Raw genomic sequence first — 13,888 nt, 5'->3', positions numbered from 1 at the left:
TCACCGGGCGGAACGAGACGGGATCGTTTTTTATCATGGCGCGCCGCTGCGAACTCACCGGCAAGGCCGTTCAGGTCGGCCACCTCGTGAGCCACTCGAACCGCAAGACCAAGTGCCGGTTCCTGCCGAACCTGTGCAACGTCACCCTCCAGTCCGACGCGCTGGGCAAGCGCGTCCGCCTGCGGGTCACCGCGCACGCCCTGCGCTCGGTGGAGCACCGCGGCGGGCTCGACGCCTTCCTGATCAAGGCCGGCGAGGGCGACCTGTCGCAGACCGCACGCCTCCTGAAGCGCGAGATCCACAAGAAGCTCGCCGAGACCCCGGCCGCCGCGGCCTGAGTCGTCGGGCTTCAAGCCATCCTTCATCGGACGGTTCGAACCGCCGTGGCCCCAGGGGCCGCGGCGGTTTCCGCTTGTTCACGGCTGGCATGCCACTCCAAGCAATCCAGAGCTCGGCCGCAGGCTGCTGTCAATGTCCGGCCGATGCCCCTGCGCCGTCTTTGCGAGCGTAGCGAAGCAATCCAGGCGGCGCCACGTTGACAAGCCCCGCGCTGCCCTAGGTCACTTCGCTGCGCTCGTGATGACGGAGGGGGCTTCACCGTTCGAGTTGCGAACGAGAACGGTGCCGAAGTTTGGTCCGAATTTGCCAGCTTCCTCGACGCGGATCGTCTATTGCGCGCGGCAGCGCGGGACCTGATTACCGCCGCCCGCCCGCGGCGCGCAGCATCCGGCCCGTCGGCGCCGCGCCGTCCTCCTCGAACAGCTCGGCCAGCTTCTCGGTCATCGCTCCGCCGAGCTCCTCGGCGTCGATGATCGTCACGGCGCGGCGGTAGTACCGGGTCACGTCGTGGCCGATGCCGATGGCGAGCAGCTCCACGGGCGAGCGCGTCTCGATCTCCTCGATCATCCAGCGCAGGTGCCGCTCGAGGTAGTTGCCGGCATTCACCGACAGGGTCGAATCGTCCACCGGCGCGCCGTCGGAGATCACCATCAGGATCTTGCGCTGTTCCGGACGCCCGAGCAGGCGCTTGTGCGCCCAGTCCAGGGCCTCGCCGTCGATATTCTCCTTGAGCAGCCCCTCGCGCATCATCAGCCCGAGGTTCTTCCGCGCGCGCCGCCAGGGCGCGTCGGCCGACTTGTAGACGATGTGGCGCAGGTCGTTCAGGCGGCCGGGATTCGGCGGCTTGCCGGCGGCGAGCCACGCCTCCCGGCTCTGACCGCCCTTCCAGGCGCGGGTCGTGAAGCCCAGGATCTCCACCTTCACGCCGCAGCGCTCCAGCGTCCGCGCCAGGATGTCGGCGCAGGTTGCCGCCACGGTGATCGGCCGGCCGCGCATCGAGCCCGAATTGTCGAGGAGCAGCGTGACGACCGTGTCGCGGAAGTTGGTATCCTTCTCCTGCTTGAAGGAGAGCGGCTGGTAGGGGTCGATGACCACGCGCACCAGCCGCGCCGGGTCGAGCTGACCCTCCTCCAGGTCGAACTCCCAGGCGCGGTTCTGCTGGGCGAGAAGGCGGCGCTGCAGCCGGTTGGCGAGCCGGCCGACCACCCCCTGCAGGTGCGAGAGCTGCTTGTCGAGGTAGGAGCGCAGGCGCGACAGCTCGTCGGCGTCGCACAGCTCCTCGGCGTGGATGACCTCGTCGAACCGCGGATTGAACACCCGGTACTCGGGCCCGCGCGCCTCGTTGCCCTGCCGCTGCGGCGGGCGCGACGCCTCCGAGGCTTCCTCCGACTCCGCGTCCTCAGCCTCTTCCGGCAACTCGCCCGACGGCGCGTCGGCGGATTCCTGGGCGCCCTCCTCGATTTCGTCGGAGGCCTCCTCGGAGGTCTCGATCTCGGCGCGCTCGCCCTGGCTCTTCTCCTCCGAATCGCCCTCGCTGGGGTTCTGCTCGTCGTCCTGAGCGTCGTTCTCGTCGTCGTTCTCGTCGTCCTCCGCGTCGAACGGCGTCTCGTCCGACATGTCGAGGGAGGTGAGGAGGTCGCGCACCGAGCGGGCGAACTTGCGCTGATCCTCGATCGAGCCGAGCAGCCCGTCGAGGTTCGGGCCGGCCTTGGCCTCGATGTGCTCGCGCCACAGCTCGACGATCTTGGCGGCGGCCTCGGGCGGCTTCTGACCGGTCAGCCGCTCGCGCACCATCAGGGCGACGGCGTCCTCCATCGGGGCGTCGGCCCGGTCGGTGATGGTCTCGTACTTGCCGCCACGGTGGTAGCGGTCCTCCAGCATCGCCGAGATGTTGCTGGCGACGCCCGCCATCCGGCGCGAGCCGATCGCCTCGACCCGGGCCTGCTCGACCGCGTCGTAGACCGCCCGGGCGGCGGCGTTCTCGGGGGCGAGGCGGCGGTGGACGGCCACGTCGTGGCAGCCGAGGCGCAGGGCCATGGCGTCGGCGTTGCCGCGCAGCACCGCGACGTCCTGCGCCGAGAGCTTGCGCGGCGGCTCGGGGAGGCGGGCCTTGTCGCCGGTCAGCGCCGGCCGGTCGGTCGCGTAGGTGACCTCGACCTCGGAGCGCCGGGCGATGGCGCGCAGGCACCCGGCCACCGAGCGCTTCAGGGGCTCGGCCACGGGTTCGCGGCGCTCGCCGGGCTTGCGGTTGGAGATGGACATGCGGGCTACTTCTTCGCGGAATCGAGATCGAAGGGGCGAGCCCGGATCTCATCCCAGCTGTAGGGACAGGCAGACGGAAACTCGTCCGGCATCAGATGGGTCTCGTCGGCGGCCCAGTCGCGCGCGTCCGGGTAAGCCTGTGTCACAGCCTCCTCGAGGCGCGCCTTGAGGCTCGGGCTCTCGGTCAGCAGGCGGTCGAGCCGGCGGCGTTGCTCGCGGATCGAGTAGATCCAGCTCGGCGTGCGGTGCTCGGGCTGCTGATCCCACTTCAGCATGTGCATCAGGAGGACGCGCAGACAGCTGTAGAGCTTGGAGAATTCGCGCCTCGACACGTCCTCCAGCTCCTCCGCGACGCGCTCGACGTCGATCTCGTCGAACCGGCGCGCGCGGAGCAGGGCGACTTGCTCCCGCGCCCAGCTATGGAGGTCATCCTCGTAGCGCGTGCGGATGGCCGCGGACGGGGCGTCCACGTCCATCACAGCGGTCTCGGCCGGACGCGCCACGGGCTCCTCCATGCAGGTCAGCTCAGCGCGACGTTCACCGCGCTCTCGGGCAGCTCCTTGCCGAAGGCGCGCTGGTAGAACTCGGCCACCAGCGTCCGCTCCAGCTCGTCGCACTTGTTGAGGAAGGTCACCCGGAAGGCGAAGCCGATATCCTTGAAGATGTCGGCGTTCTCGGCCCAGGTGATTACCGTGCGCGGGCTCATGACGGTGGAGAGGTCACCGTTCATGAAGGCGTTGCGGGTGAGGTCCGCGACGCGCACCATCCGGTTGACGATGTCGCGGCCCTGGTCGCCCCGGTAATGGGTCGCCTTCGAGAGCACGATGTCGACCTCGCGGTCGTGTGGCAGGTAGTTGAGCGTCGTGACGATCGACCAGCGGTCCATCTGGCCCTGGTTGATCTGCTGGGTGCCGTGATAGAGGCCCGACGTGTCGCCGAGGCCCACCGTGTTGGCGGTGGCGAACAGCCGGAAGGCCGGGTGCGGGCGGATCACGCGCTTCTGGTCGAGGAGCGTCAGCCGGCCCGACAGCTCCAGCACGCGCTGGATCACGAACATCACGTCCGGGCGGCCGGCATCGTACTCGTCGAACACGAGCGCCACGTTGTTCTGCAGCGCCCAGGGCAGGATGCCGTCCTGGAAGGCGGTGACCTGCTTGCCGTCCTGCAGGACGATGGCGTCCTTGCCGACGAGGTCGATGCGCGAGACGTGGCTGTCGAGGTTGATCCGGATGCACGGCCAGTTCAGCCGGGCGGCGACCTGCTCGATATGGGTCGACTTGCCGGTGCCGTGATAGCCGGTGACCATCACGCGGCGGTTGCGGGCGAAGCCGGCCAGGATCGCGAGCGTCGTCTCCCGGTCGAAGATGTAGTCGGGATCGAGATCCGGCACGTGCTCCTCGGGCTCGGCATAGGCCGGGACCTTGAGATCGAGGTCGATGCCGAAGACATCGCGGACGGAGACGGTGCGGTCGGGCAGCGCGGCGGGCGTGGCGTCAGAGAGCATTCGGAACCTCGTGAGGCGCGGGCGCTCCACTCCCAAACAGTGAAGCATCCGCGCGGAAGAACGTCGAGCCGGGCCTCCGCGGCGGGGCGGAGCCATCCTTAGACGGCGGCGCGCTCGCGCGCCACCGACCGGCATGGATCCCATATAGGGTCGCCCCGCGCGGTTTGCCCTATCCTGGATGCGAGCCGGCGTGCATCGTTCGTGCCGCTCAGCAGAGACCGGCCGCGCGGAGCACGTCGTGGGCGCGGATGATGTCGCGCAGGCGCTCCTCGAACGACCGGTCGCCGCCGTTGGCGTCGGGGTGGAAGCGCTTCACCAGCACCTTGTACTGCGCCTTGATGGCGGCCGAGTCCGCGCCCTCCTCGAGGCCCATCACGTCGAGCGCGCGGCGCACCGTGGCCGAGTGTTTGGGCTTGCGCGGCTCCTCGGGCTGGCGGGCGCGCCGGCGCGCGTCGCCGACGCCCTCGCCGCGCAGGATGCCGAGCGGGTCGACGTAGGCCCAGTCGCGAACCGGCTCGTCCGCCGGCTTGGCCTCGCCGGTCCGGTTCACGCCCATCGCCCAGGTCGGGCGATGACCGATGATCGCGTCCTTCTGGTAGGCCTGCACGGCGGCGTCGTTCATGCCGTCGAAGTAGTTGTAGGTGGCGTTGTAGGCGCGGACATGGTCGATGCAGAAGCGCCAATACTGGCCCTCCGCCTTCCGCCCCTTCGGCGCCCGGTACAGGCCCGGATGGGTGCAGCCCGGACTCTCGCAGCCGGCCTCGGCCGCGGGCTTCGGCTCGTCGCAGGACGGTTTGATCCGGATGCTGTCGAACAGGCGCGAGTTGAGATCCATGACGGGCCGATTATGAGGGGGCGGACCTGAGACACAAGGGCACCGGGCCTGATGACGCATGCGCGGGATCGGGCTTGACGGCGCCCACGAACACGACGCGAGGGCACGATGGCGGACGGTGCGGGCGCGGGGGGCACCCTGCGGGACTGGATGGAGGCGCGGCTGCGGGAGCAGCTCGCGCCGGCGCGGCTCGACGTGATCGACGAGTCGCATCTGCATGCCGGCCATGCCGGAGCACGGCCGGGGGGCGAGACCCATTACCGGCTCGACATCGTCGCGTCGGCCTTCGAGGGCAAGAGCCGCGTCGAGCGGCACCGCTTGGTGAACGCGCTGCTCGACGACGCGTTCAAGCGGGGCCTGCACGCCCTGGCGCTCCGCGCCCGGACGCCGGCCGAGGCGGCCTGAGCCGACGCGCGGCGATCGGCGGCGCGGCCCGGATTCGCGGGGCATCGCCGTACCTCGCGCGCGACGCGATCCGGTCGGGGCGATGTCGGGGATCGCTCCGACGGTGCGCGGTGTGCGAGGCGGGAAGCACAGGACAGATATGGTGATGGACCCGCCGATCCGCATCCGCCCGCGCGCCGTCTGCCCGCTGCCGGGGAGGCCGCCATGCTCCTGCGGGTGACGCCGCGCATCGCCATCGACGAGGACGAGATCGCGCTGTCCTTCATGCGCGCCTCGGGCGCCGGCGGACAGAACGTCAACAAGGTCGAGACCGCGGTCCAGCTCCGCTGGGCGGCGCTGGCGTCGCCCGCCATCGACGAGCGGGTGAAGGCCAATCTCGTGCGGCTCGCCGGGCGGCGGATGACCAAAGACGGCGTCCTCGTCCTCGCCGGGCAACGGCACCGGACGCAGGAGCGCAACCGGGCCGACGTGCTGCAGCGGCTGGTCGATCTCGTGGCGGAGGCGGCCAAGCCGCCGCCACCGATCCGCCGGCCCACGAAGCCCACCCGGGGCTCGCAGGAGCGGCGGATCGGCGCGAAGAAGAGCCGCTCCACGATCAAGCAGGGCCGGGGCAGCGTCCGGGATTCCGACGGCTGACCCCGCACTGCCCCGGCCGGGTTTCAGTGGATCGCGTCGATGACCTCGGCCTTCGGGTTCGCGTCCGGCGCGGGCGAGGAACCCGCCACCAGGGTGCTGCCCGGCTTGGCGACGGTGAGGGCGATCGCGATCAGGGCCAGGATGGCGGCCAGAGCCGCCGGGAACAGGAAGGCCGATTCGCCGTAGCGCATGTCGAGCAGGCCGCCCACGACCGCGCCGGTGCTCAGCCCGGCCCAGAGCGGCGCCTGGATCCAGAAGGAGGGCGCCACCGTGCCGAGCAGCAGGTTGGCGCAGCCCGTGCCGAAACGCACCACGGCGCCGGTGACGTAGGTGAGCGCCAGGGAGCGGCCGCCCTCGTCCTGCAGCGTCGCGTTCTGGAGGCCCAGGGCCAGGACGATCGGATAGGCGTGCAGCGGGTAGGCGAAGGTGCCCCAGGGCATCAGCAGGCCGCCCGCGAGCAGCAGGGCCTGGAGCGTCAGCAGCACGGCGAGGCGCCAGCGCCCGACCCAGGCGGCGATCAGCGTCCCCAGGAAGGCGCCGAAGCAGAACATGCAGATGGTGCTGGCGACGCGGCTGACGTTCTCCCAGTCGGCGTTGGCCACCGCGACGCCGAAGCGGGTGGTGTTGCCCGACATGAACGACATGAAGAGCTGCGAGAATTCCAGGAAGCCGATGGAGTCGGCGCAGCCCGCGAGCGCCGCCAGGGCTATCGCGAAGGGAATTCGGGTCCGCGGATCGGCGGGAAACGACTTGTCGGCTGGAGGCTCAGGTTTCCGCTCCGGTGCTGCACCGCCTGTCCGACTTCCGTATTCCGCCATGCTGATCCCCCGATCGAGCCGCCGCGCCTAGTCGCGGTCGACTGACAATGGACGAATAGCGGAGCGGTTTCATGCCGATGTGCGCCGCAACACAACGACGCGCCCCGGCACCGGCCGCCCACCCTCGCGCCGGACTTCCGCGGGGCTCGTCGTCAGCGGCTCCAGTCCGGACGCGGCGGCCGTCGCCGCGATATGGGCATCCGCGTGGGCGTAGCGGCCGTCCTCGCCCAGGACGGAGCCGGGGCCGTCGTGGGATTGCACCGTGACGGCGCCGAGCCCGCCCGGCCGCAGGACCCGCCCCACGCCGGTCAGGAACGACGCGAGATCCGCGACGTAGATCAGGACGTCCGCGGCGAGGCAGAGGTCGGCCGAGGCCTCCGGCAGGTCGGCCAGGGCGGCGGCCACGTCGCCCTCGACGAGGCGCTCGTAGAGCGGCCGGCCCTGCGCCGTCTTGGCCCGCGCCACCGCCAGCATCCCGGGGGAGAGGTCGATCCCGGTGAGATGGTCGACCCGGTCGCGCACGACCTCGCCCATCAGCCCCGTGCCGCAGCCGAGATCGAGACCGACCGCGAAGCGCTCCGGAACGCGCGGCAGGGCGTCGCGGACGAGCTGCGGGCCGACATAGCCGAGGCCGTCCACGAGGTGGCGCTCGAAGCGCGGCGCGTAGCCGTCGAACAGGGCGCGGACATAGGCCGGCGACAGGACCGGGAGGGTGTCGCCGCCGCCCAGGCGGGCGAGATGCGTGCGCACGCCCAGCCTGTCCTCGGGATCGATTGCGAGGGCGCGGGCATAGGCCCGCGCCGCCGCGTCGCGCAGGGCCGGATCGGTGCCGGCGGCGGCCAGACCGGCGCGCGCCCGGCCCAGCAGGAGCCAGGCCGGCGCGTAGCGCGGGGCGCGTTCCAGGACCTGCTCGGCGAGGTCGGCGGCGCCCACGTGGTCGCCGTCGGCGAGGCAGGCCTCGGCGTAGCGGTAGCGGCGATCGGCGAGGAGGTCACCGGAACTGAGCTGCGAGGCCATGCGTCTGCCGGGTCGGGGGCGCCTATATACCGGGGCCACCGGCGGACTCCACCGGCAGCACGGACCCGATGCCGACACGCGCCAGCGATCTCCTCACCCTGACCCGCGAGGGTCTCTACTGCCCCCTCGGGCGCTTCCACGTCGATCCGACATGGCCAGTGGAGCGCGCCCTGATCACCCACGGGCACGCCGACCACGCCCGCGCGGGCCACGGCCAGGTGCTGGCGACGCCCGAGACCCTGCGGATCATGGCGGTGCGCTACGGCGCGGAGTTCTGCCGCCAGCGGCAGGAGGCGCAGCTCGGTGCGGCGCTCCGCGTCGGCGACGTCACCGTCCGCTTCGCCCCGGCCGGCCACGTGCTCGGCTCGGCGCAGATCGCCATCGAGCGGGACGGCGTCCGGGTCGTGGTCTCGGGCGACTACAAGCGCGCGCCGGACCCGACCTGCCTGCCCTTCGAGGTCGTGCCCTGCGACGTGTTCATCACCGAGGCGACGTTCGGCCTGCCGGTCTTCACCCACCCCGACACGCGGGGCGAGGTCCGCAAGCTCCTCGAATCGGTGAAGCTGTTCCCGGAGCGCGCCCACATCGTGGGGGCCTACGCGCTGGGCAAGGCGCAGCGGGTGATGGCGCTCCTGCGCGAGGAGGGCTGGGACCGCCCGATCCACCTGCACGGCGCCATGGAGAAGCTGACGACGCTGTACAAGGAGGAGGGCGTGCCGCTGGGCGACACGCCCAAGGTCGTGGCCGCCGAGCGCAAGGACCTGCACGGGGCGATCGTGCTCTGCCCGCCCTCGTCGATCCAGGACCTGTGGTCCCGCAAATTCCCCGACCCGGTGACCTGCTTCGCCTCGGGCTGGATGCGGGTGCGCGCCCGCGCCCGCCAGAAGGGCGTCGAGCTGCCGCTGGTGATCTCCGACCATTCCGACTGGCCGGACCTGTGCCGCACCATCCGCGACACCGGTGCCGGGGAGGTCTGGGTGACGCACGGGCAGGAGGACGCGCTGGTCCACTGGTGCGGGACGCAGGGCATCCGGGCGAAACCGCTCCACCTGCTCGGCTACGGCGATGACGGCGAGGTCGAGGGGACCTCGGAGGCGAGCTCCGAGGCGGAGGTGGCCGCGTGAACGCGTTCGCCCATCTCCTCGACCGCCTCGCCTACGAGCCGCGCCGCAACGCCAAGCTCCGGATGCTCCAGGACTACTTCGCGCGCACGCCCGATCCCGAGCGCGGCTACGCGCTGGGCGCCATGACCGGCACGCTGAGCTTCCGCGAGGCCAAGCCGGCGCTGATCCGCGGGCTGGTGGAGGAGCGGATCGACCCGGTGCTGTTCCGGCTCTCGCACAATTACGTGGGCGACCTCGCGGAGACGACGGCGCTGATCTGGCCGGGACCGGCGGAGGCGCCGCGGGAACCGGGTCTCGGCCACAACAACCCGCCGCCGCACGTCCCGACCCTGGCCGAGGTCGTGGAGACCCTCGCGACCATCCCCAAGCGCGAGCTGCCCCGCCATCTCGCGGACTGGCTCGACGCCCTCGACGAGACCGGGCGCTGGGCGCTCCTGAAGCTCGTCACCGGCAACCTGCGGGTCGGCGTGTCGGCGCGGCTCGCCAAGACGGCGGTCGGCGCGCTGGGCGGTCACGACGCCGACGCCGTCGAGGAGGTCTGGCACGGGCTGACCCCGCCCTTCGAGACCCTGTTCGCCTGGGTCGAGGGCCGGGCCGAGCGGCCAAAGACCCTGAACCCCGCGCCGTTCCGGCCGCCGATGCTGTCCCACCCGATCGAGGAGGAGGCCGACCTCGAGAAGCTGGAGGCCGAGGCCTTCTCGGCCGAGTGGAAGTGGGACGGCATCCGCGTCCAGCTCGTCGGCGGTCTCGACCGGGCCGGCCAGCAGGTCGGGAAGGTCTATTCCCGCACCGGCGAGGACATCACCGGGGCGTTCCCGGACCTCGCCGAGGCCATCACCTTCGCGGGCGCCCTCGACGGCGAGCTGCTGATCCTCCGCGAGCGGCGGGTCCAGAGCTTCAACGTGCTGCAGCAGCGCCTGAACCGGAAGGCCGTGACGGGCAAGCTCCTGGAGGAGTTCCCGGCCCACGTGCGGGCCTACGACCTCCTCACCCTGGAGGGCGACGACCTGCGCGGAGAGCCCTTCGCGGACCGGCGGCGGAAGCTGGAGGCGCTGGTCACGCGCCTCGACCACGCGCGGATCGACATCTCGCCGCTCGTGCCCTTCGCGGACTGGGAGGCCCTGGCGGCCGCCCGGGCGGATCCGGCCTCGGTGGGTGCCGGCGCGGATGCCGACGCCATCGAGGGCGTGATGCTCAAGCGCCTCAACAGCCCCTACCTGCCGGGACGCCCCAAGGGGCCGTGGTGGAAGTGGAAGCGCGAGCCGCACATCGTCGACGCCGTGATGATGTATGCCCAGCGCGGGCACGGGAAGCGCTCGTCCTTCTACTCGGACTACACGTTCGGGGTCTGGCGGGAGGCGCCCGAGGGCGGCGACGAGCTGGTGCCGGTGGGCAAGGCCTATCACGGCTTCACCGACGCCGAGCTCGCCAAGCTCGACCGCTACGTCCGCAACAACACCACCAAGCGCTTCGGCCCGGTGCGCGAGGTCGCCCACGGCCGCGAGGCCGGGCTCGTCCTCGAGATCGCCTTCGAGGGCGTGCAGCGCTCGACCCGGCACAAGTCGGGGGTGGCCATGCGCTTCCCCCGGGTCAGCCGCATCCGCTGGGACAAGCCGCCCGCGGAGGCCGACCGGATCGACGTGCTCGAACGGATCCTCGCCCGGGGCGAGCGCGAGATCGCGCCGGGCGCGACGCTGATGGAGAAGTCCGCATGAGGCAGGGACACGGGCGGGAGGGCAGGATCGGGCCGGTCGAGGCGCTGGCCTCCGGTCCGGTGGAGCGCCACGCCAGCGGCCGCCTCACCGTCGCGACCCCGGGACCGGGGTTCACGGACTTCACCGCGGCGGTGGCCGAGTTCGTGCGCGGCAGCGGCGTCCGGGACGGGCTCGTCACGGTGTTCTGCCGGCACACCTCGGCCTCGCTGACCATCCAGGAGAATGCCGACCCGGACGTCCAGACCGACCTGATGACCGCGCTGGACGGATTCGCGCCGCGGCATGCCGGCTACGTCCACGGCGCCGAGGGGCCCGACGACATGCCGGCCCATATCCGCACCCTGGTCACCGATTCGGCCCTGACCATCCCGCTGGTCGGCGGGGCAATGGCGCTCGGCACGTGGCAGGGGATCTACCTGATCGAGCACCGCGACCGGCCGCACCGGCGGGAGATCGTGCTGAGCGTCCTCGGGTCGTGACCGGTCCGCCGGCTCGGCGCGAGCGGCGCGGGACGCCTCAGCAACACGCGGTCACACACCGTCGGTTAACCATAGCGGGCTCTTATCGGACACCGTCGGATCGGGGACCGTGCCGCTCCGGCGAACGGAGACCCCGATGGGCCTTTTCACCGCGCTCTCGAACTCGATATCCGGCGCCTCGGCGCAGTCGCTGGCCCTGAACAACATCTCGGGGAACATCGCCAACACCCAGACGGTGGGCTTCAAGTCCACCGAGACGCGGTTCGCCGACATGCTGGCCGAGACCGGCGACAGCACGCAGCTGGCCGGAGGCGTGCTGCCGAGCACGCGCAACAGCCTAAACATCCAGGGCACGATGCAGTCGACCGGCGTGTCGACCAACCTCGCGATCTCGGGCAACGGCTACTTCATCGTCAAGAAGAACACCGGGACGCCGGACAGCCCGGCCTTCGGCGGCGATACCGGATACACGCGGCGCGGCGACTTCGCGCCGGACGCCACCGGCTACCTCTCCAACGGCGCGGGCTACTACCTGTTCGCCGGCCCCTCGGCGACCACCCCCGTCCAGGTTCCGACCGGGGCGAGCACCCTCGCGAGCCTCGCGGTCTCGCCGGCCGGCACCCTCACGGGCACGGCCGCGGACGGCAGCACCCTGGCCCTCGGCACGCTGCAGCTGGCGCAGTTCGGCATTCAGGACAACCTCGCCTCGCTCGACGGCGGCACCTACGTGGCCACCGGCCAGTCCGGGACGCCGAGCTACGGCCTCAACGGCGCGACCATCACGGCCGGCTCGGTGGAGCAGTCGAATGCCGGGATCTCGGATCAGTTCTCGAAGATGATCGAGACCCAGCAGGCCTACACGGCCAACACCAAGGTCATGAGCACCACCGACCAGATGCTCCAGGACGCCATCGCGATGTACACCTGACGCGCCGCCGCGGGGCGGCCCCTAGCGGTCGTCCAGGATCGCCAGGGCGACCAGCATCAGGATCATGACCGGCCACGGCTTGATCAGGGGGCCGAGGGGGTCGAGCCACAGCTCCGGCGCCACGAGGCCGGCGGCCCCCATGTAGGCCAGCGTCAGCGCGATCCCGGCGAGAAGCCCGCGGCGACAGGTCGACCGGACCGCGACGGCGAGGCCGACGGCGATGTCGGCGAGGCTCGTGACGACGGTTGCCGCCCGGGCGGCCGCCTCCGGGAACCCGTGCGCCGTCAGGATCGCCGACGCAGCCGCGAAGCCCGGGATCAGGCTGACGAGCCCGGACACGATCCAGAACGCCGCGAGGCCTCCGACGACCAGGGGCTTCAGCAGGTACAGGCGGCCGAACCAGCGCTCCTGGACGCCCGGCGCGAGGCCGGCCAGCGCCGCCGCGCAGGAGGTGGGCTCGAGGCCCAGGGCGGCCGCCCAGGGCGCCGGATCGCCGGTGACCCCGCGGCGCATCTCCCACAGGGCCGTGCTGCGGATCGGCGGCCGCCACCCGAGCGGCGCCGCGGCGTCGCCGGCCAGCGCGCCGAGGCGCATCAGCCAGGACGGGAGCCGGAAACGCGGCGCCGGGCCGCCGATCCAGCGCCGGAACGCCTCGACGACCTGCCCGACATCGGCCGGCTGGCGCTCCATCACGTCCCACACGACGCGCCAGTCCCGCTCGCCCGCCCGCCAGCGGCGGGCGAGGCGCGCGACGGTCTCGCCGATATCCGCGACCGCCGTCGTCGCGAAGGGACTGCCGGCCTCGCGCGCCGGCAAACCGAACGGCAGCGCGGCGAGGGCCCGCAGCAGGGCGCTCCCGCCGTAGGCCGCGGGAGCGATCACGAAGCCCGGCCGCAGGATCGCGAACGGCACCGCGGCCTCGGCGATCAGGCGGTCGGCGGCGCGCTTCGACTGGCTGAACCGGGTGGTGTCCGCCTCGGGATGGCCGGGGATGGAGAGGTGCACGAGCAGGCTGGGGGCCGCCCGGCCGGCGAGCGCCGCCAGCAGGCGCCCGACGAAGCCCTGATGCGCCGCCGCGGTGCCGCCGTGCCGGCCGCCCTGAAGGACGCCGACGCAGTTCACCACGATGTCGACGCGGTGCGCGTCGAGCAGCGACCGGAGCCGGGCCGGATCGAGGTCCAGGATCGGCACCTCGACCGCCGCCGGCCCGAGATCCTGCCGCTGTCCCGCGGTGAACCGGCGCGCCACCGGGACGACCGGGATCCCGGCGCGGACGAGGTGGCGCGCGACCGCCTGGCCGATCAGGCCGGAGGCTCCGAAGATCGCGACGGTGGGCGCGGTGGCGGTCACAGGTTCGGCTTCGCGACCATGAGCCAGACGATCAGCACGACCGCGCCGAAGCCCGGGATCCCGCAGGCGAACCACAGGCGGAAGAGCCGGTCATAGGCGGCGGGCAGCGCGGTTCCGGCCCGGGCCGCCTCGGCGGCGAGGTCGCGCATCCGCGCCTGCATCCAGACAACCGGCAGCCAGAACAGGCCGGTGACGGCGTAGAGGAGCAGGGAGGCGCCGACCCAGCCTTCCCAGAGGGGATACCCCGCCGCGCGGGCCAGGAGGAAGCCCGTGATCGGCTGCGCGATCACCGCCGTCGCGGTGAACAGCGCGTCGGCCAGGACCACCGTCCCGGCGGTGCGGGCCACGAAGGCGGCGTCGCGGCTCAGGTGGGCCATCAGCATGAAGAAGGCGATCCCGGTTCCCGTCCCCAGGATCACCGCGGCCCCGAGGATGTGGGCGAACTTCAGGACGAGGTAGCTCACGGCGCCGGCGAC

General features: G+C 71.9%; 15 protein-coding genes. 7 read left to right on the top strand and 8 right to left on the bottom strand.

The window, feature by feature from the left end:
• Window positions 1-35: 35 nt before the first annotated feature.
• Entirely contained in the window at window positions 36-338 is a 303-nt protein-coding gene (rpmB, locus tag LOK46_RS19620; RefSeq protein ID WP_012320636.1) for a 50S ribosomal protein L28, read from the top strand.
• A 358-nt stretch (window positions 339-696) separates the two neighbouring features.
• Here the strand turns inward: rpmB and cobT are convergent, their stop codons facing one another.
• From cobT to LOK46_RS19600, 4 genes are all read right to left on the bottom strand, one after another.
• On the bottom strand, window positions 697-2,601 hold the full coding sequence (gene cobT, locus LOK46_RS19615) for a cobaltochelatase subunit CobT (RefSeq protein ID WP_273559963.1): 1,905 nt from the start codon (window positions 2,599-2,601) through the stop codon (window positions 697-699).
• Window positions 2,602-2,606: 5 nt separating this feature from the next.
• A complete protein-coding gene (locus LOK46_RS19610) occupies window positions 2,607-3,104 on the bottom strand; it encodes a DUF29 domain-containing protein (RefSeq protein ID WP_273559961.1) in 498 nt (165 codons plus the stop codon).
• 17 nt (window positions 3,105-3,121) lie between these two features.
• Entirely contained in the window at window positions 3,122-4,105 is a 984-nt protein-coding gene (gene cobS / locus LOK46_RS19605; protein ID WP_273559960.1) for a cobaltochelatase subunit CobS, read from the bottom strand.
• 208 nt (window positions 4,106-4,313) lie between these two features.
• A complete protein-coding gene (locus LOK46_RS19600) occupies window positions 4,314-4,940 on the bottom strand; it encodes a J domain-containing protein (RefSeq protein ID WP_273559958.1) in 627 nt (208 codons plus the stop codon).
• A gap of 108 nt (window positions 4,941-5,048) precedes the next feature.
• Between LOK46_RS19600 and LOK46_RS19595 the strand changes: the two genes are divergently transcribed.
• Both LOK46_RS19595 and arfB read left to right on the top strand, forming a co-directional pair.
• Window positions 5,049-5,345, top strand: a complete 297-nt coding sequence (locus LOK46_RS19595; RefSeq protein ID WP_024829170.1) for a BolA family protein — start codon at window positions 5,049-5,051, stop codon at window positions 5,343-5,345.
• A 204-nt stretch (window positions 5,346-5,549) separates the two neighbouring features.
• On the top strand, window positions 5,550-5,981 hold the full coding sequence (arfB, locus tag LOK46_RS19590) for an alternative ribosome rescue aminoacyl-tRNA hydrolase ArfB (RefSeq protein ID WP_273559953.1): 432 nt from the start codon (window positions 5,550-5,552) through the stop codon (window positions 5,979-5,981).
• A 23-nt stretch (window positions 5,982-6,004) separates the two neighbouring features.
• Here arfB and LOK46_RS19585 read toward each other — a convergent pair whose 3' ends face one another.
• On the bottom strand, window positions 6,005-6,799 hold the full coding sequence (locus tag LOK46_RS19585) for a YoaK family protein (RefSeq protein ID WP_273559951.1): 795 nt from the start codon (window positions 6,797-6,799) through the stop codon (window positions 6,005-6,007).
• A 69-nt stretch (window positions 6,800-6,868) separates the two neighbouring features.
• The gene (locus tag LOK46_RS19580) at window positions 6,869-7,816 is read right to left on the bottom strand and encodes a class I SAM-dependent DNA methyltransferase (protein WP_273559949.1); all 948 of its coding nucleotides are present in this window, start codon (window positions 7,814-7,816) and stop codon (window positions 6,869-6,871) included.
• 68 nt (window positions 7,817-7,884) lie between these two features.
• On the opposite strand from LOK46_RS19580, the gene LOK46_RS19575 reads away from it, so the two are divergent.
• The 4 genes from LOK46_RS19575 (at window position 7,885) to LOK46_RS19560 (ending at window position 12,062) form a co-directional block, all read left to right on the top strand.
• Window positions 7,885-8,940, top strand: a complete 1,056-nt coding sequence (locus tag LOK46_RS19575; RefSeq protein ID WP_273559947.1) for a ligase-associated DNA damage response exonuclease — start codon at window positions 7,885-7,887, stop codon at window positions 8,938-8,940.
• Window positions 8,937-10,655, top strand: a complete 1,719-nt coding sequence (locus tag LOK46_RS19570) for a cisplatin damage response ATP-dependent DNA ligase (RefSeq protein ID WP_273559945.1) — start codon at window positions 8,937-8,939, stop codon at window positions 10,653-10,655. The genes LOK46_RS19575 and LOK46_RS19570 overlap by 4 nt, the downstream gene beginning before the upstream one ends.
• On the top strand, window positions 10,652-11,134 hold the full coding sequence (locus tag LOK46_RS19565; RefSeq protein ID WP_273559943.1) for a secondary thiamine-phosphate synthase enzyme YjbQ: 483 nt from the start codon (window positions 10,652-10,654) through the stop codon (window positions 11,132-11,134). The genes LOK46_RS19570 and LOK46_RS19565 overlap by 4 nt, the downstream gene beginning before the upstream one ends.
• 136 nt (window positions 11,135-11,270) lie before the next feature.
• The gene (locus tag LOK46_RS19560) at window positions 11,271-12,062 is read left to right on the top strand and encodes a flagellar hook basal-body protein (RefSeq protein WP_273559941.1); all 792 of its coding nucleotides are present in this window, start codon (window positions 11,271-11,273) and stop codon (window positions 12,060-12,062) included.
• A 21-nt stretch (window positions 12,063-12,083) separates the two neighbouring features.
• Here the strand turns inward: LOK46_RS19560 and LOK46_RS19555 are convergent, their stop codons facing one another.
• On the bottom strand, window positions 12,084-13,412 hold the full coding sequence (locus LOK46_RS19555; RefSeq protein WP_273559939.1) for an SDR family oxidoreductase: 1,329 nt from the start codon (window positions 13,410-13,412) through the stop codon (window positions 12,084-12,086).
• On the bottom strand, window positions 13,409-13,876 hold the full coding sequence (locus LOK46_RS19550; protein WP_273559937.1) for a DUF2269 family protein: 468 nt from the start codon (window positions 13,874-13,876) through the stop codon (window positions 13,409-13,411). The genes LOK46_RS19555 and LOK46_RS19550 overlap by 4 nt, the downstream gene beginning before the upstream one ends.
• Window positions 13,877-13,888: the final 12 nt, after the last annotated feature.

Source organism: Methylobacterium sp. NMS14P (assembly GCF_028583545.1).
Lineage (GTDB): Bacteria > Pseudomonadota > Alphaproteobacteria > Rhizobiales > Beijerinckiaceae > Methylobacterium.
Note: the sequence above shows the minus strand (reverse complement) of the source record. Positions and strands in the feature narration are given on the sequence as shown.

Excerpts from the sequence above, each read along its gene's own strand:
- LOK46_RS19575 (WP_273559947.1), top strand. The coding sequence starts at position 7,885 with ATGCCGACACGCGCCAGCGATCTCCTCACCCTGACCCGCGAGGGTCTC.
- cobS (WP_273559960.1), bottom strand. The coding sequence starts at position 4,105 with ATGCTCTCTGACGCCACGCCCGCCGCGCTGCCCGACCGCACCGTCTCC.
- LOK46_RS19580 (WP_273559949.1), bottom strand. The coding sequence starts at position 7,816 with ATGGCCTCGCAGCTCAGTTCCGGTGACCTCCTCGCCGATCGCCGCTAC.
- LOK46_RS19565 (WP_273559943.1), top strand. The coding sequence starts at position 10,652 with ATGAGGCAGGGACACGGGCGGGAGGGCAGGATCGGGCCGGTCGAGGCG.
- cobT (WP_273559963.1), bottom strand. The coding sequence starts at position 2,601 with ATGTCCATCTCCAACCGCAAGCCCGGCGAGCGCCGCGAACCCGTGGCC.
- rpmB (WP_012320636.1), top strand. The coding sequence starts at position 36 with ATGGCGCGCCGCTGCGAACTCACCGGCAAGGCCGTTCAGGTCGGCCAC.
- LOK46_RS19585 (WP_273559951.1), bottom strand. The coding sequence starts at position 6,799 with ATGGCGGAATACGGAAGTCGGACAGGCGGTGCAGCACCGGAGCGGAAA.
- arfB (WP_273559953.1), top strand. The coding sequence starts at position 5,550 with ATGCTCCTGCGGGTGACGCCGCGCATCGCCATCGACGAGGACGAGATC.
- LOK46_RS19600 (WP_273559958.1), bottom strand. The coding sequence starts at position 4,940 with ATGGATCTCAACTCGCGCCTGTTCGACAGCATCCGGATCAAACCGTCC.
- LOK46_RS19595 (WP_024829170.1), top strand. The coding sequence starts at position 5,049 with ATGGCGGACGGTGCGGGCGCGGGGGGCACCCTGCGGGACTGGATGGAG.
- LOK46_RS19560 (WP_273559941.1), top strand. The coding sequence starts at position 11,271 with ATGGGCCTTTTCACCGCGCTCTCGAACTCGATATCCGGCGCCTCGGCG.